This is a genomic window from Nocardia mangyaensis (genome assembly GCF_001886715.1).
In the GTDB taxonomy this organism is placed as follows: Bacteria; Actinomycetota; Actinomycetes; order Mycobacteriales; family Mycobacteriaceae; genus Nocardia; species Nocardia mangyaensis.
On the sequence record NZ_CP018082.1, the window covers coordinates 1,378,894 to 1,394,538 of the forward strand.

Annotated in this window: 15 protein-coding genes, 2 tRNA genes and 1 pseudogene; 6 read left to right on the plus strand and 12 right to left on the minus strand. The window is 68.4% G+C overall.

From position 1 onward, the window contains the following. Positions 1 to 31 precede the first annotated feature (31 nt). On the plus strand, positions 32 to 541 hold the full coding sequence (locus BOX37_RS06215; RefSeq protein ID WP_167659906.1) for a MarR family winged helix-turn-helix transcriptional regulator: 510 nt from the start codon (positions 32 to 34) through the stop codon (positions 539 to 541). 229 nt (positions 542 to 770) lie between these two features. On the opposite strand, the pseudogene BOX37_RS06220 reads toward BOX37_RS06215, so the two are convergent. The 3 genes and pseudogenes from BOX37_RS06220 to BOX37_RS06230 form a co-directional block, all read right to left on the minus strand. Further along, positions 771 to 2,271 (minus strand): annotated as a pseudogene (locus BOX37_RS06220) (SulP family inorganic anion transporter); the annotation flags it as partial. A gap of 2 nt (positions 2,272 to 2,273) precedes the next feature. Beyond that, positions 2,274 to 4,097 carry a phosphoenolpyruvate carboxykinase (GTP) gene (locus BOX37_RS06225; protein ID WP_240505236.1) on the minus strand — a complete coding sequence of 608 codons (1,824 nt, stop codon included), beginning with the start codon at positions 4,095 to 4,097 and terminating at the stop codon, positions 2,274 to 2,276. Between the two features lie 90 nt (positions 4,098 to 4,187). Further along, positions 4,188 to 4,511 (minus strand): ArsR/SmtB family transcription factor, encoded by a 324-nt coding sequence (locus BOX37_RS06230; protein WP_071931229.1) that lies wholly within the window; start codon positions 4,509 to 4,511, stop codon positions 4,188 to 4,190. 102 nt (positions 4,512 to 4,613) lie between these two features. Between BOX37_RS06230 and BOX37_RS06235 the strand changes: the two genes are divergently transcribed. Next, positions 4,614 to 5,417, plus strand: a complete 804-nt coding sequence (locus BOX37_RS06235; RefSeq protein ID WP_071926806.1) for an alpha/beta fold hydrolase — start codon at positions 4,614 to 4,616, stop codon at positions 5,415 to 5,417. 21 nt (positions 5,418 to 5,438) lie between these two features. Here BOX37_RS06235 and BOX37_RS06240 read toward each other — a convergent pair whose 3' ends face one another. Then, entirely contained in the window at positions 5,439 to 6,332 is an 894-nt protein-coding gene (locus tag BOX37_RS06240) for a LysR family transcriptional regulator ArgP (RefSeq protein WP_071926807.1), read from the minus strand. 72 nt (positions 6,333 to 6,404) lie between these two features. On the opposite strand from BOX37_RS06240, the gene BOX37_RS06245 reads away from it, so the two are divergent. Further along, positions 6,405 to 7,022 (plus strand): LysE/ArgO family amino acid transporter, encoded by a 618-nt coding sequence (locus tag BOX37_RS06245; protein ID WP_206045773.1) that lies wholly within the window; start codon positions 6,405 to 6,407, stop codon positions 7,020 to 7,022. Positions 7,023 to 7,099: 77 nt separating this feature from the next. Here BOX37_RS06245 and BOX37_RS06250 read toward each other — a convergent pair whose 3' ends face one another. The 3 genes from BOX37_RS06250 to BOX37_RS06260 form a co-directional block, all read right to left on the minus strand. Continuing rightward, on the minus strand, positions 7,100 to 7,444 hold the full coding sequence (locus BOX37_RS06250; RefSeq protein ID WP_071926809.1) for a hypothetical protein: 345 nt from the start codon (positions 7,442 to 7,444) through the stop codon (positions 7,100 to 7,102). Positions 7,445 to 7,518: 74 nt separating this feature from the next. Then, a complete protein-coding gene (locus BOX37_RS06255) occupies positions 7,519 to 8,136 on the minus strand; it encodes a transglycosylase SLT domain-containing protein (protein ID WP_071926810.1) in 618 nt (205 codons plus the stop codon). Between the two features lie 612 nt (positions 8,137 to 8,748). Then, positions 8,749 to 8,821, minus strand: a tRNA-Lys gene (locus BOX37_RS06260). A 339-nt stretch (positions 8,822 to 9,160) separates the two neighbouring features. On the opposite strand from BOX37_RS06260, the gene BOX37_RS06265 reads away from it, so the two are divergent. After that, positions 9,161 to 10,369: a L,D-transpeptidase gene (locus BOX37_RS06265; RefSeq protein WP_071926811.1), complete on the plus strand. Its 1,209-nt coding sequence runs from the start codon at positions 9,161 to 9,163 to the stop codon at positions 10,367 to 10,369. Between the two features lie 71 nt (positions 10,370 to 10,440). Here the strand turns inward: BOX37_RS06265 and BOX37_RS06270 are convergent, their stop codons facing one another. Both BOX37_RS06270 and BOX37_RS33730 read right to left on the minus strand, forming a co-directional pair. Further along, the gene (locus tag BOX37_RS06270) at positions 10,441 to 10,896 is read right to left on the minus strand and encodes a hypothetical protein (RefSeq protein WP_156910284.1); all 456 of its coding nucleotides are present in this window, start codon (positions 10,894 to 10,896) and stop codon (positions 10,441 to 10,443) included. Between the two features lie 18 nt (positions 10,897 to 10,914). Then, positions 10,915 to 11,091: a hypothetical protein gene (locus BOX37_RS33730; protein ID WP_156910285.1), complete on the minus strand. Its 177-nt coding sequence runs from the start codon at positions 11,089 to 11,091 to the stop codon at positions 10,915 to 10,917. 25 nt (positions 11,092 to 11,116) lie between these two features. Here BOX37_RS33730 and BOX37_RS06275 point away from each other — a divergent pair, with 25 nt between their 5' ends. Continuing rightward, positions 11,117 to 11,647 carry a CGNR zinc finger domain-containing protein gene (locus tag BOX37_RS06275; RefSeq protein ID WP_071926813.1) on the plus strand — a complete coding sequence of 177 codons (531 nt, stop codon included), beginning with the start codon at positions 11,117 to 11,119 and terminating at the stop codon, positions 11,645 to 11,647. Positions 11,648 to 11,697: 50 nt separating this feature from the next. On the opposite strand, the gene BOX37_RS06280 is transcribed toward BOX37_RS06275, so the two are convergent. Beyond that, positions 11,698 to 11,770, minus strand: a tRNA-His gene (locus BOX37_RS06280). A gap of 55 nt (positions 11,771 to 11,825) precedes the next feature. Continuing rightward, positions 11,826 to 12,464, minus strand: coding sequence for an oligoribonuclease (gene orn, locus BOX37_RS06285; protein WP_071931230.1), 639 nt, complete (start codon positions 12,462 to 12,464; stop codon positions 11,826 to 11,828). A gap of 196 nt (positions 12,465 to 12,660) precedes the next feature. On the opposite strand from orn, the gene BOX37_RS06290 reads away from it, so the two are divergent. Further along, positions 12,661 to 14,313: a helicase HerA-like domain-containing protein gene (locus BOX37_RS06290; RefSeq protein WP_071926814.1), complete on the plus strand. Its 1,653-nt coding sequence runs from the start codon at positions 12,661 to 12,663 to the stop codon at positions 14,311 to 14,313. On the opposite strand, the gene cmrA is transcribed toward BOX37_RS06290, so the two are convergent. Further along, positions 14,314 to 15,117: a mycolate reductase gene (cmrA, locus tag BOX37_RS06295; RefSeq protein WP_071926815.1), complete on the minus strand. Its 804-nt coding sequence runs from the start codon at positions 15,115 to 15,117 to the stop codon at positions 14,314 to 14,316. Positions 15,118 to 15,645 lie beyond the last annotated feature (528 nt).

Here is a 15,645-nt window from a genome sequence, read left to right on the forward strand (position 1 = left end):
TGTCAACCAAATGCGTACTACGATCATTCCCGTGCCCCGATGGTTGTCCGACGACGAGCAGCAGACCTGGCAGGCCTACATTCGCCTGCGACAGCGGCTGGACGCGGCCTTGTCCGCGGGACTGGCCGAACACGGACTGTCGATGGCCGACTACGAGCTGATGGTGCCGCTCTCGGCCGCGCCGAACGGGTGCTTGCGCGCCAAGGAACTCGCCGCCGAGGTGTGCTGGGACAAGTCCCGGCTGTCCAAGCAGCTGGCACGAATGGCGGCCCGTGGGCTCGTCGATCGCAGGCCGGCCGAGGATGACGCGCGCGGCGTCGTCGTCTCGCTGGCCGACGCGGGAAGGGCGGTTCTCGAACGGGCCGCGCCGGAGCATGTCGACCTGGTGCGGAAGTTGTTCGTGGACAGGCTGAGTCCAGGGGAGAGTGCCGCGCTCCGGTCGCTGGTGGACAAGGTCCTCGTCGCGACCGACCGGCGATCTGGCACGCCGGGGGAGATGGACCTGCGGGGGTGCGGCTCCCCGGACTTCCCGCCCTGGTGATCGTCGCTGACCGGACCGCCCACTACGCCACGACCGTCGACCGAGCGGCAGCACTGTCATCGCGACGCGGTAGTTCCTGCATCGAAAGCCTTTCAGCTGTGTCTTCGCGCCGTCGGCAGGAACTGGCGGGCGTGGGCGATGGCCGCGCCCGTGTCAGGGAAAACGCTGTCGTTGCCGTCCTCGGGGAGGGCGCCGATGGTGGTCAGGCGCTGGCGGTGGTCTTCGCGCAGGCCCGACAGCAGGACAGTGATGTGGCGGTGTTCGAGTTTGTGGATGGCGTCTTTGAGGACGAGGGCGCCGGTGGTGTCGAGGGCGGTGATGCGCGACATGCGCAAGATCACCACCTTGACGTCGGCGACCTCGGCCAGCTCGAGGAGGAAGCGATGGGCGGCGGCGAAGAAGAGCGGGCCGTCGATGCGGTAGGCGACGATGTGATCGCGGAGTAGGGCATGTTCTTCGCCGAGATGGTCGCTCTCGTCCAGCGGGACCTGCTGCAGGGTGGCTTCGCGGGCGATGGCGCGGACCGCGAGGACCAGCGCGAAGCCGATGCCGATGACCACGGCGGTGACCAGGTCGAAGGCCACGGTGACGAAGAAGGTGATCACCATGACGATCGCGTCGCCGCGGGAGGCTCGGGCGATCGCGGCGAGCGAGGCGGCTTCGACCATGCGCACGGTGGTCGCCAGGAGCACACCGGCGAGCGCGGCGATCGGGATGTCGGCGACGAGTCCGGCTGCCAGGTAGACGATTCCGGCCAGGATCACCGCGTGGGTGAGCGCCGCCAGCCGGGTGCGCGCGCCGGAGCGCACGTTCACCGCGGTCCGCGCGATCGCGCCGGTCGCGGGCACCCCGCCGAACAGCGGGGCCGCGATATTGGCCAGGCCCTGCCCGAACAGTTCGCGATCGGGATTGTGCCTGGTGCCGACGGCCATGGCGTCGGCGGCGGTGGCCGAGAGCAGGGATTCGAGCGCGGCCAGCGCGGCGACCGCCAGCGCGGGCAGCAGCAGGGTGGTCACCTCGTCGAGCCGGACGAAACCCAGCGAGGGAGCGGGCAGGCCGACCGGGATCTCGCCGATCACGGCCAGATCCAGGTCGAAGATCCGGGACACCACGGTCGCCACGGCCACCGCGCCCAGCGCGAACGGCAGCTTCGGCAGCCACCGCCCGCCGAGCAGGATCACCGCGGCCACCACCAGCGCCGTCACCGGCGCGGTGAACTGCGGCTCCTCGACGAACCGGCGCACGGCATCGAAGGCCGACTGCCAGACCTTCTCGCCTTCGGCGCCGACCACCCCGAGCGCCCCCGGAAACTGTTGCAGCGCGATCACTACCGCGATCCCCGCGGTGAACCCCTCGATCACCGGGGCGGGCATGAACCGCACCGCGCGTCCGACACCGGCGAAGGCCAGCGCGACCAGCATCAGTCCGGCCATCAATCCGACGGTCAGTACTCCGGCCGCGCCGTGCTCGGCCACGATCGGCACCAGCACCACGGTCATCGCGCCGGTCGGCCCGGACACCTGGAAGCGTGAGCCGCCGAAGACCGCGGCCAGCACGCCGGCCACGATCGCGGTCGCCAGCCCGGCGGCGGCGCCGAGCCCGGAACTGATGCCGAATCCCAGCGCCAGTGGCAAGGCCACCAGCGCCACGATCAGCCCCGCCATCAGATCCGTGCCCGGCGCCCGGAAAGCGGGCTTCCACTCCGCCCAGGTCGGCAGCAGCGCCCGCATGGTCAGCGGCTACCGAGCAGGCGCAGCTTCAACGCGGCCAGCTGCTCGCGTAGTTCCTCCGGTAGCCGGTTGCCACCGATGCCGGCGAACCACTCGTCGATGGACCGCGTCTCGGTGACCCACTCGTCGGTGTCCACGGCCAGCGCTTGCCCGACCAGGGCGCGATCGGCGTCGTCGAGGCCGGTCAGGTCCAGCGCGTCGGCGGAGGGGACGTAGCCGATCGGCGTCCACTCGGCTTCGGCGGTACCGTCGAGCCGTTCCAGCGCCCACTTCAGCACGCGCACGTTCTCACCGAAGCCGGGCCACAGGAAGGTGCCGTCCTCGCCGCGGCGGAACCAGTTGACCTGGAAGATCTTCGGCAGCTTGGCGGTGTCGGCCTGCGCGCCCAGCTTCAGCCAGTGCGCGAAGTAGTCGCCCACGTGATAACCGAGGAACGGCAGCATCGCCATCGGATCGCGGCGCACCACCCCGACCGCGCCCGCGGCCGCGGCGGTGGTCTCCGACGACAGCACCGAGGCGGTGAACACCCCGTGCGCCCAGTCGAAGGTCTCGGCGACCAGCGGCACCGTGCTCGCCCGGCGACCACCGAAGAAGATCGCCGAGATCGGCACACCGGCGGGGTCGTTCCACTCCGGCGCGACCGAGGGGCACTGCTCGATCGGCGTGCAGTAGCGCGAATTCGGATGCGCGGCAGGGGTTCCCGAATCGATAGTCCAGTCGTTGCCGCGCCAGTCGGTCAGGTGCGCGGGCGGCTGCTCGGTCAGGCCCTCCCACCACACGTCACCGTCGTCGGTGAGCGCGGTGTTGGTGAAGACCGAGTTGCCGCGGTCGACGGTGGCGATCGCGTTGGGGTTGGTGCGCGCGCCGGTCCCCGGTGCGACGCCGAAGAACCCGGCTTCCGGGTTCACCGCGTAGAGCCTGCCGTCGGCGCCGAAGCGCATCCAGGCGATGTCGTCACCGATCGTCTCGGCCTGCCAGCCCGCCAGCGCCGGTTCCAGCATCGCGAGGTTGGTCTTGCCGCACGAGGACGGGAACGCCGCGGCCACATAGTGCGTCTTGCCCTGCGGTGAGGTGAGTTTGAGGATCAGCATGTGCTCGGCCAGCCAGCCCTCGTCGCGGCCGAGCACCGAGGCGATGCGGAGCGCGAAGCACTTCTTGCCGAGCAGTGCGTTGCCGCCGTAGCCGGAGCCGTAGCTCCAGATGGTGCGCGACTCGGGGAAATGAGCGATGTACTTGGTGCGGTCGCACGGCCACGGCACGTCGGCCCGGCCCTCGTGCAGCGGAGCTCCGACCGAGTGCAGGCACCGCACGAACTCGGTGTCGGCAGTGAGCTTGTCCCACACCCGCGCGCCGGAACGGGTCATGATCTGCATCGATACGGCCACGTACGGCGAATCGGTGATCTGCACGCCGAACTTCGGCTCGGCCGCGTCGAGCGGGCCCATGCAGAAGGCGATCACGTAGAGGGTGCGCCCGGCCATCGCGCCGCGGTAGTGCTCGGCCATCAGGATGCGCATGTCGACCGGGTCGACCCAGTTGTTGGTCGGGCCCGCGTCCGAGGCGTTCTCCGAGCAGATGAAGGTGCGGTCCTCGACCCGGGCGACGTCGTCGGGGTCGGAGACGCACCAGAACGAGTTGGGCTTGCCGTCGAGCCGGACGAAGGTGCCCTTCTCGACCAGTTCGTCGGTCAGCCGATCCCATTCGTCGCGGGATCCGTCGCACCAGACGATGCGCTCGGGTGCGGTCAGTTCGGCGATCTCGTCGACCCAGGCCAGGATGCCGGGGTGTTTCGTCGGAGCCGTCGTCGGCGCGGAGCTCGCGGTCACGGATGTTCTCCTTGTCAACTTGCTAGGTTGCTAGTTTAGAAAATATGCAACTAATGGACGGCGGGGGTGGACCGGCTCGATGGCCGGGGCTCAGGCGGTGTTGGCGACCGGCGACTCGGTGGGGTGGTCCAGCAGTTCGGCCTGCCCGGCGACGACGCCGGTGAGGATCGCGCGCGCCACGATCAGCAGCTCTTTGACCCGCGGCGAGGTGAGTTCGTAGGTCACCGACAGTCCCTCGCGGCGCGCGGTCACCAGTCCGGCCCGGCGCAGGATCGCGAGCTGCTGAGACAGGTTGGCCGCTTCGACGCCGACCTCGGGGAGCATTTCCGAGACCGCGTGTTCGCGCTCGCTGAGCAGTTCCAGCACCCGGATGCGGATGGGGTGGCCGAGGGTTTTGAAGAAGTCGGCCTTCATCTGGTACAGCGGCCTGCTCAGTCCTGGCACCGTGGGAGACCCGCCTTCCGCTCGACCGGTATGGTGATTTCTAACTTTAGCAAACAGCTAACAGGAGAGACATTGCCCATCGCCACGCTCAACGGCATTCAGCTCAGCTACGACGAGACCGGAACGGGCCCGCTGGTCCTGCTGGTCATGGGCAGCGCAAGCCCCGGCCGCGTCTGGCGTACCTATCAGGTGCCCGCTCTGGTCAAGGCCGGATTCCGCGTCGCCACCGTCGACAATCGCGGGATCGCGCCGTCGGCGGAGTCCGCCGCGGGCATCACCATGTCCCAGCTGGTCGGTGACACCGCTGCCCTCATCGAGCACCTCGGCGCTCCCGCGCACGTGGTCGGCACGTCGATGGGCTCGCGGATCGTCGCCGAACTCGCCCTGGCCCGGCCGGAACTGCTCGGCAAGGCGGTCATGTTCGCCGCCACGGCGCGCCCGCACCCGGTGACGAGCACGCTCAACAAGGGCGAACAGGCCCTGTTCGACAAGGGCATCCAGCTGCCGCCGGAGTACGCGGCCGCGATCAAGGCGATGCTCAATCTGTCGCCACACACCCTGGCCGATCCGGCCAAGGCGCAGGAGTGGCTCGACATCTTCGAATTCACTTCGGGCAAGGGCACTCCCGGCACCCGCGCCCAGCTCGGGCTCGACCGTTCGCAGGACCGTCGCGCGGCCTACCACGCCATCACCGTGCCCAGTCTGGTGGTCGGCTTCGCCGACGATCAGATGGTGCCGCCGCGGTTCTGCCGCGAGGTCGCCGAGGCGATCCCCACCGCTCGCTACACCGAGATCGAGCGTTGCGGGCACTACGGCTATCTCGAACGACCCGATGAGATCAACCGTGTGCTGATCGAATTCCTCTCCGCTGCCTAGATTGTGGCGAAGAAGGTCTGCCTACCGGATGCTCAATGCCGTCGCGGCCGCGTCGGCGATCGCGGTCGCGACAGCGCTGAGCGCGGGGGAGTGCAGCTTCCACTGCTGCCAATACAGCGGTACGTCGATGGCGGAATCGCCATCGACGTTCACCAGAGTTCCTGCGGCACGGTCTGTTCCGGTCTGCAGATCGGGCAGCATGCCCCAGCCGAGTCCGAGCCGTACCGCCTCGGCGAATCCGTTCGACGAGGGTACGTAGTGGCTGGGCGGGTCGACATCGCGGCGGACCCGGCGGCGTAGCTGACGGAACTGCAGATCGTCCTTGCGGTCGAAGTGCACGACCGGCGCGCTGGTGTACGCGGCCGGTGTCGGGCCGTTCGGAAACCAGGTTCCGGCGAAGTCCGGCGTCGCCATCGGGCGGTAGCGCATCGCGCCGAGCGGGTCCACCTTGCAGCCCCGCACCGGCGTCGCCGTCGCGGTGATGGCCGCCATCACCGTGCCGTCGCGCAGCAGGCGGGTGGTGTGCTCCTCGTCCTCGCGGTGCAGGTCGAAGAAGATCCCGGCGGGTACCCGGGCCAGCGCGGGCATCACCCATGATTCGAGCGAGTCGGCGTTGACGGCGATCGGGATGCGGATGGGTCGGTCGGCGGGCCGGTCGGCGTCGCCGAGTTCGCGTGCGGTGTCACCGGCGAGCAAGGCCACCTGCCGCGCCAGGCGCAGGACCGCGAGCCCGGATTCGGTGGCGCGCACCGGTTTCGAGCGCTGCAGCAGGATGCGGCCCGCGGCGTCTTCCAGCGCCTTGATGCGCTGACTGATCGCCGACGGGGTCACGCTCAACCGACGTGCCGCCGCTTCGAACGTTCCTTCGGTGAGCACGGCGTCGAGAGCGCGCAGTTGGTCAAGTTGCAGATCCACATAAGGGATTCTAATGACTGTGCAGAATCATTAGCTGGTCTTGTCTTCGGCGGCCTTCTAGCGTCGACAGCTGTGACGGCATCATCGGCGGCATTGGCCGCCTTCTCCGGATTGGGTTTCGGACTCTCGCTCATTGTGGCGATCGGCGCGCAGAACGCGTTCGTCCTGCGGCAGGGCGTGCGCGGTCAGCATGTGTTTCCGGTCATCGCGGTCTGTGCGGTATCCGACATCGTGCTGATCGCCGTCGGCGTTGCGGGGTTCGGCACGGTCGTCGAGTCGTTTCCCGCCGTCGTGACGGTCGCGCGCTACGCGGGTGCGGCCTTCTTGCTCGGCTACGCCCTGCTCGCTGCACGCCGTGCGCTGGGTTCATCGACGCTGATCGCCGAGGCGGGCGCGTCGGTCGCGCTCGGCGCGTCCGTGCTGACCTGCCTGGCGCTGACCTGGCTCAACCCCCATGTGTACCTGGACACGGTCGTGCTGCTCGGTTCGTTCGCCAGCACCTACGCCACGCCCGATCGCTGGTTCCTGGCCGCGGGTGCCATGGTGGCCAGCGTGGTGTGGTTCCTCACCCTCGGCTACGGCGCGCGACGGCTGCGGCCGCTGTTCGCCCGTCCGGGCGCTTGGCGGGTCCTCGACTCGCTGATCGCCGTGGTCATGCTCGCGCTGGCTCTCGGGCTGCTGCTCGGCTGATCCTCACCCGGTGGCGATCCCCCTCGGCCCGCAGCGGCCGGCGCCCTCGGTTCACGCGCCTTCGCGGTGGTCGCAGGTCAGGATTCCTCGGCCCAGGGCTTCACCGGTGGTTTGACCCACATCAGCTTCTCGTCGGCGTGGGTGCGCACCGCGGCCGGGTGGCCGGGGTTGCGGGCGGCCCAGGCGTCCTTCTGGTCGAGCAGGTCCGCGACGACCTGCCAGGTCTCGCCGGTGCTCGGCGGATTGGTCTCGGCCGCGCGGGCCAGTTTACGCAGCGTGGACGCGGGCAGGGCGAGCAGTTCGGCCCCACTGATCTCGCGTGACCACGCGTATGCCGCCAGTCGGCGGGCCTTGGCGACCCGACTGGCCGTTGCCGCGTCGGAATGCGCGTGATCGGGTGCCTGATCGGCGCTGTCTGGCACCGGCCGATTCTACGACGAACGCCCGCGCCCCGGTCGGCGATGACCGGGGCGCGGGCGTTGACCCGTCAGGTGGCTCAGTAAGCGCTGTTGACGTTGTCCATGGAGCCGTAGCGGTGCGCGGCGTAGTTGCAGGCCGCGACGATGTTGGAGACCGGGTTCCACACGTCGAACGGGGTGCCCTCGACGTGGTAGGCGGCGTATGTGGGGTCGATCACCTGGAGCAGGCCCTTGGAGGGGATGCCGTTGATCGCGTTGATGTCCCACAGGTTGATCGCCTGGGGGTTGCCGCTGGACTCACGCATGATGTTGCGGTGAATGCCCTCGTAGGAGCCCGGGATGCCCTTCTCGGCCATGATGTCGAGGGCCTCGCGGATCCAGCCGTCCAGGTTGTCCGCGTACACGCGGGGGGCGGGCTCGGGCATCGGGGCCGGAGCGGCCTCGGGAGCGGGTTCCGGGGCGACCTCCGGGGCGGGCGCGGGGATGGCTTCGATGGCAGGGGCGGCGCCGACAGCGGGAATGCTCTCCGCCTGCTCGACGACCATGGCGGCACGCTCGGGCGTACCGGCATCGGCGAACGACACGGCAGAGGACGCGGCTACGGCGACCAGACCGATCGCGGCGACTGCCACGGTGAACGCCTCACGGCGGGAGCGACGGCCGATAGCGGTGCTGAGCTTGTCTTTGTCGATCATTGCTTTTCTGTTCCTTCATCTCTGTCTGGCGATCCGGGCCCGGGTCGGGGCGCGGTGGATCGCGCAGCGCGCGCGGCGGCGCGGCGCCGGTCAGGCGATGTGTTGTTTCTGTCTGTATGGAATGTGCGTACGCTGTCGGGGTACGGACGCTCGATGGCGATCCGCCGCGTCGCACGGTGCTCCACAGCTGGCTGCGGGGAGACCACGCGCTGTTCGGTACTCGCGAAGGTTCGAACCTTGCTGACCAAACCGCAGGTCTGTTTTTGACCTGATTGCAGAATGGTCACGGTAGATGAACGTAAGGTGAACGAAACCTGAACGGTAAACGCTGACGATCTTGGTCCGTTCTCCGCGTAGATGCGGAATCGTTATGTACGCAGGGGGTTTGCGATCGTTCTCGCAGTGGTGCGCGTCACAGAAAAAGTTCGGCCGAATCAGGTTTCGTGAGTGTTTGCGCAGCTAGAAGGTGTCCGGATCGGGACTGGGGTGGCACTGCGCGCGATTGTCCATGGCGGTGGGATGACAACGCCGTGACTGTTGGCCGGCGCGCTCCACCGAGACGAAAAAACCGCATCCCGGCAGTTTCGATAACTGCCGGGATGCGGTCTGTTGTGCGCCATCAGGGACTCGAACCCCGAACCCGCTGATTAAGAGTCAGCTGCTCTGCCAATTGAGCTAATGGCGCGTGCTTCGCTGGAGTGAACCTCTCGGCTTCTCCGCTCGCTCCGCTGTGCGGTGCGGAACAAACACTAACAGGCTCGGGGCCGGAAAGTGAAATCGGCTGCTGACCGGCGCGGACGTCGGTCCGTTCGCGTTGTTAACGGCGGGCGCCTCCAGACATATCTAACGATTGTGACTTGGTCGTGTCGCGGGGGCTTTCCCGTTGGTGGCGGCCGAGCGGGCTGGCAGAATGGCGGGACGACGATCTCGAACGCCCCCGCGGTGCGGATGGCTAGAGCGATCCGATCGGTGGGATCTGCGGCGCACAGTTACAGCACGGCGTCGGTACGGAAACGGGGTTGACATGGGTAAGAAACGGGGGCGACCTCGGTCGCTGCGGACAATTGTTCCGGTGGTGCTGCTGGCGGTGTTCGCGCTGGGCGCGTCCGCCTGCTCGGCGGCGGAGGGCACTGGTGTCGAGGTGGCGATCGATCGCAATCCGATCACCGAACTCATGAAGCCGAAGCTGGTTTCGGAGATCAAGGACGGCCAGGTCGGCGTCTCGCCGGGCATGCCGCTGGCCTTCCAGGTCGAGGACGGCAAGTTCACCGAGGTCGCGCTGACCAACCAGCAGGGCACGGTGGTCTCGGGCGCGCTCGCCCCGGACGGCAGGTCCTGGGCGACCACCGAGGTGCTCGGTTACGGCAAGACCTACCAGCTCACCGCGAAGGCCATCGGCCTCGGTGGAGCCAACTCCTCGACGCTGAGCTTCACCACCAGCTCCCCGAACAATCAGACCAAGCCGTACCTGCTGCCCGGCGAGGGCGATGTGGTCGGCATCGGTCAGCCGGTGGCGATCCAGTTCGACGAGAACATCCCCGATCGCCGCGCGGCCCAGGAAGCCATCACGATCACCACCGAGCCCGCTGTCGAAGGCGCGTTCTACTGGGTCAACAACCGCGAAGTCCGTTGGCGCCCCGAGCATTTCTGGGCGCCCGGTACCAAGGTGAGCATCGATGTGAACGTCTACGGCAAGGATCTCGGCAAGGGTCTGTTCGGTCAGGACAACATCACCTCGCACTTCACCATCGGTGACGCGCAGATCTTCACCGCCGACGACAACACCAAGCAGGTGGTGGTCGAGCGCAACGGTGAGGTGGTGATGACCATGCCGACCTCGATGGGCAAGGACAGCACGCCCACCGACAACGGGATCTACATCGTCGGCGACAAGTTCGACAAGATGGTCATGGACTCCTCGACCTACGGTGTGTCGGTGGACTCGCCCGATGGCTACCGCACGCCGGTCGACTACGCGACGCGAATCTCCTACAGCGGCATCTTCTTCCACTCGGCCCCGTGGTCGATCGGTCAGCAGGGCTACTCCAACGCCAGTCACGGGTGCCTGAACCTGAGCCCGGCCAACGCGCGCTGGGTGTACGAGAACGCCAAGCGCGGGGACATCACGATCATCAAGAACACCGTCGGCGGGACGCTGTCCGGGGTCGACGGACTCGGTGACTGGAACGTCCCCTGGGAGCAGTGGAAGGCGGGTAACGCCGACGCCCTCTGATCGGGCACGACAGCGAAAAGCGAAGGGCCACCGGAGACATCCGGTGGCCCTTCGTTCGTGGGTGGGTCTGTTCAGACCGGGGTCGGCAGGTCGCTGCAGTCCATCATGGCCTCGCCGGCGACGGCGAGCGCGCTGCCGAGCGCCCCGCACAGGATGCGCCCGCCGAACAGCAGGCGATCCAGGTTGGGCAGGCCGGCCGAGCCGGTGCCGGAGGAGCCGGTGGTCTCGAAGCCGGTGGTCGAGCCGCTCTGCGCCGAACCGGTCTCGGGCAGCTCGCTCGGCAGGCCCACCTTGTCGGAGGTCGCGGGGGCGTCCGTCGTGAACGCGGTGAGGGGCAGTCCGGGCGATTCGGCGGCCGCGGCGGTGCCTGCGACCGGGCCTAGCACGAGGGCCGCCGCGAGGGCGGTGACGACGGTGGAACGCTTCATCAAGTGGTCTTTCCGGTCGAGCGCTGACGCGAATGACGAGATCTGCCCCACATCTGGGCAGCGGTCCAAAGTGTAGCTGCCGAACGTGACCTTCGTCATGAAGCTGGCCTGTGCGCGCTAGGCGGTGGCCGCCAGGCCGGTCTCGGGACCGCCGAGTTCGGCCGTGATGCTGGTGCCGAGGTCGCCGACAACGACCCGGCGGGCCCCGCAGCGGCAGCGCTGGTAGGCGATGAGCCCTTCGCTGGTTCGGTGGGCCGACTCGATCCGCCAGGTGTGCGTGGTGTGACTGCTCATGCTCCGAGTCTGTTGTAATGGCATTGTGCATTACAACCATTACGGACGGGAGCCGGTGCGGCTGGGAGTCGGTCTGCTCAACGAGCCTTGTGCGAGCGGTGCGGAACTGGGTCGGCGCTGCGCCGCCGCGGGACTCGTCCTGCCGGGCCCGCCGACCGATGCCGACCTCGCGTCGGTGACGGCGTTCCTGGTGCGCTGGCGCCGCGTGGTGGAGTGCGCGGACCGTCCCGGCCGCGCGGAGTTGCTCAACGCGCTGCTGGCCGATTACGCCGCGGCACCCCGGCTGACCGACCACGCGGGCGACGGCTGGCACCTGCACTTCCGTGACCCCGGCGTCGCGACCGACCGTCAGATCGCCGCCCTCATCACCGTCGGCACCGCCCTGCATCTGACCGGCCTCGGCATGGACCGCCTCGGCGCCTGCGCGGCCGAAGGCTGCACTCAGGTCTACGTCGACACCTCCCGCAACGGGAGGCAGCGCTTCTGCAGCCCGGCCTGCGCGAACCGATCGGCGGTACGCAGACATCGGGCGAGCCGGGTGACAGGCCCTGGATAGACCTCTGGCCGGGGTTCTGATTTCTCAGGACCCCGGCCAGAGGTTCTTCGGGTGACCGACGGGACTCGAACCCGCGACAGCCAGGATCACAACCTGGTGCTCTACCAACTGAACTACGGTCACCATCGCCGGTGAATCACCGGCGCCGTAGATACTAGCGTGTTTTCCGGGCCAGACCCTAATCCGCTGGTCGGGGGCTCGAGCCGGTGACATCGATGGCCTCGGTGACCGATTCGGCGGCGGCGGTGATCTCGACAGTGGAGGGGCCGGGCAGCGGCACGAACGCGGTGCGGCGGTAGTACTCGAGCTCGCGGATGGATTCCTTGATGTCGGCCAGGGCGCGGTGGGCAAGGCCCTTCTCCGGCTGGCCGAAGTAGATGCGCGGGTACCAGCGTCGGCACAGTTCCTTGATCGAGCTCACGTCGACCATCCGGTAGTGCAGGTGCGCGTCGAGTTCGGGCATGTCGCGGGCAATGAAACCGCGGTCGGTGGCGATGGAGTTGCCGCACAGCGGCACCGTGCGCGCGGTGGGCGCGTACTGCTCGATGTAGTCGAGCACCTGCTCCTGGGCCTGCTCGAGGGTGACGGTGGAACGCCGAACCTCTTCGGTCAGACCGGATTTCGCGTGCATGTCGGCGACGACCGGTGGCATGCAGGCCAGCGCGGCGTCGTCGGCGTGGATGACGATGTCGACACCGTCACCGAGAATGTTGAGGTCGCTGTCGGTGACGAGCGCGGCGATCTCGATCAGCTTGTCGCTGTCGAGGCGGAGCCCCGTCATCTCGCAGTCCATCCACACCAAGAGTTTGTCTGACACCTGAGCCACCCTAACGGTGCGTCGGCGCGCTGGGGCGACAGGTGTGTCGGGCGGGCGCGGCGGCCGGTTGCGCGCCGACATCACCGGATGGCCGACACCCGGGTGACCGGCGGAGATACAGTTCGCCTGAGGTTTCCCCCAGACGTTTTCGAGCTTTTCTTGCGTACGGCAGTGTGACCAGACGGAGGACGCGCGAATGACCACCCCTCAGGAAAAGGCGGCAGCGGCACGCAAGGCGGCCGAGGAAGCGGCCCGGGTAGCCGCCGAGGCGGCCGCGGCCGCGGAGGCCGCCGAACAGGAGGCCGCCGCCGCGGGCGCGGAATCGACCGACCCCCCTGCGACTTCCGGCGCGGCCGCCGAGATCGCCGCCGGCTACGCCTTCGACGGTCCGGCGCTGGAACTCGGCACGGTCATGGTTGACGGCACGGCCGATCCCGCTGCCCGCGTGCGTATTCCGCTACGGATGATGAACCGGCACGGACTCGTCGCCGGAGCCACCGGAACCGGGAAGACCAAGACGTTGCAGGGCATCGCCGAACATCTCTCGCGGGCCGGGGTTCCGGTGGTGATGGCCGATATCAAAGGCGACCTGTCGGGCCTGAGCGAGCCGGGGCAGGACAACGAGAAGATCCGGGCCCGCGCCATCGAGACCGGCGCCGACTGGGCGCCGAGCGGATTTCCCACCGAGTTCGTCTCGCTCGGCACCGGCGGCATCGGGGTACCGATCCGGGCGACGATCACCTCGTTCGGCCCGATCCTGCTGGCGAAGGTGCTCGGCCTCAACGACACCCAGGAATCCACCCTCGGCCTCATCTTCCACTGGGCCGACCAGCGCGGGCTCGCCCTGCTGGATCTGAAGGATCTGCGCGCGGTGATCACCCACCTGACCAGCCCGGAGGGCAAGGAAGACCTCAGGGGCATCGGCGGGGTGTCGGCGCAGACGGCCGGGGTGATCCTGCGGTCGCTGGTGAATCTGGAGGCCGAGGGCGGCGACACCTTCTTCGGCGAACCCGAACTGGATCCGGCCGATCTGCTGCGCACCGCGGGCGGGCAGGGCGTGATCACGCTGTTCGAACTCGGGCAGCAGGCCGCGCGACCGGTGCTGTTCTCCACCTTCCTGATGTGGGTGCTCGCCGATCTGTTCCAGACGCTGCCCGAGGTGGGCGATGTCGACAAGCCCAAGCTGGTGTTCATCTTCGACGAGGCACACCTGCTGTTCGCCGAGGCGTCCAAGGCGTTCCTGCAGCAGGTCGAGCAGACGGTGAAGCTGATCCGGTCCAAAGGTGTCGGCGTATTCTTCTGCACCCAGTTGCCCACCGACATCCCGAATCCGGTGCTCTCGCAGCTCGGCGCCCGCATCCAGCACGCGCTGCGCGCCTTCACCCCCGACGATCAGAAGGCGCTGTCGAAGACGGTGCGTACCTATCCGAAGTCGGCGGTGTATGACCTCGAGTCGGCGTTGACCTCGCTGGGTACCGGTGAGGCGGTCGTCACCGTGCTCTCGGAGAAGGGCGCGCCGACACCGGTGGCCTGGACCAAGATCGCGCCGCCGCGCTCGCTGATGGACACCATCGGCGCCGACGCGATCAAGTCCAAGGCGCTGTCGAGCGCACTGCAGGGCAAGTACGGGCAGAGCATCGATCGCGAGTCGGCCTACGAGATGCTGCTGGCCAGCGTGGCGGTCGCCGATCCGGACACCGAAACCGCACCGTCGAAGGCGCCGCGCCAGGACGACTCGGCGGCGGACCGGATCATGCGGAATCCGGCGGTGAAGAGCTTCCTGCGGTCAGCGGCGAGTGCGGCCGGGCGGGAGATCAGCCGGAGCCTGTTCGGAACGCGGAAGCGGTGACTAGCTGCCGAGCTTCTTGTAGAACGCGCCGGCGATCGGGGCGGTGAACGAGCGTGGCCCGTAGTTTCCGGCCACGCTCATGCCCTTGGAGATGAGGCCGGGAACGATGCGCATCTTGTTGCGGGCCAGTGCGTCGATGGAGACCTTGGCGGTGTACTCCGAGGAGACCCAGAGGAAATCGGGGACCATCCGGTCGACGATCGACTCGTCCTCGGGAGCGGGTGTCTCGGTGCGCACGGGGCCCGGTGCCAGCAGGGTGACGTTGACGCCGCTGCCCTTGAGCTCACCGCGCAGCGACTCGGAGAAGGTATTGGCGAAGGCCTTCGACGCCGCGTAGGTGGCGTTGTTCGGGATCGGCATGTTGCCCGCGGCCGAGCCGCTGATCAGGATGCCGCCCGCCCCGCGCTCGATCATCCCCGGCAGCACGGCCAGGGTCAGGTCGTGCACGGCGGTGGCGTTGAGTTCCATCTGCGCGCGCTCGTAGGCGAAGTCGAGCTCGGCCACCGGGCCGAAGGTCGCGATGCCCGCGTTGTTGCACAGCACGGCGATGTCGCGCACCGCGAGCTCGTCGACGAGGCCGGCCCGCTGCGCCCGATCGGCCAGGTCGACCGCGCGCACCTCGGCGGTGATCCCGTGCGCCAGCGTCAGCCGCTGGGCCAGTTCGGTCAGGACCTCACCGCGCCGGGCGACCAGAATCAGCGAATAGCCGCGGCCCGCCAGCTCGGCGGCCAGCGCGGTACCGATGCCGGAGGACGCGCCGGTGACGACGGCACGATTGTCTGCAGTGGGGGAGGGCAAGCTCACACGGCGAGCTTAGGGGATGGATCAGCGATGGCTGACCGGGAACCTGGCGGTGGGCCCTAGCCTCATCGGTGATGACTCCGGACCCATCCCACGGCTTCGCCGGGCACCAGAGGCCGCCGCGCGGGTGCGCCCCAGCCGCGGGCGCGGTCGGCGGGGAGGTGGGTCGGCCGTGGCCGGCTGGAATGGGCCCCTGCGCCTGCGCGACCGAGCGGCCCTCGCCGAAGAGCATCGCTTCATGGCGCGTGTCCGAGCGCGGGGCATCCCGGTACCGGAGGTCCGAGCGACAGCAAGCAACCGAGCTTCGCCACCGGGGTTACCGCGCCGAGCGGCCGCTCTCGCGCGCCGAGCAAACGCTGCTCCCGCTGGGCCACATCGGCTATGAACTCTCCGAGATCGACTACTTCCGCACCGTCGCCGACGAACCACGCAACGCCGAAATCGCTTGGAGGACTGGCTAGTCGGCCACCTGCGCTGGTACGCGAGCCCGTCCGGGCGCTCCCTGCGCGCCCCTGGTCGCCGACCTGGCAA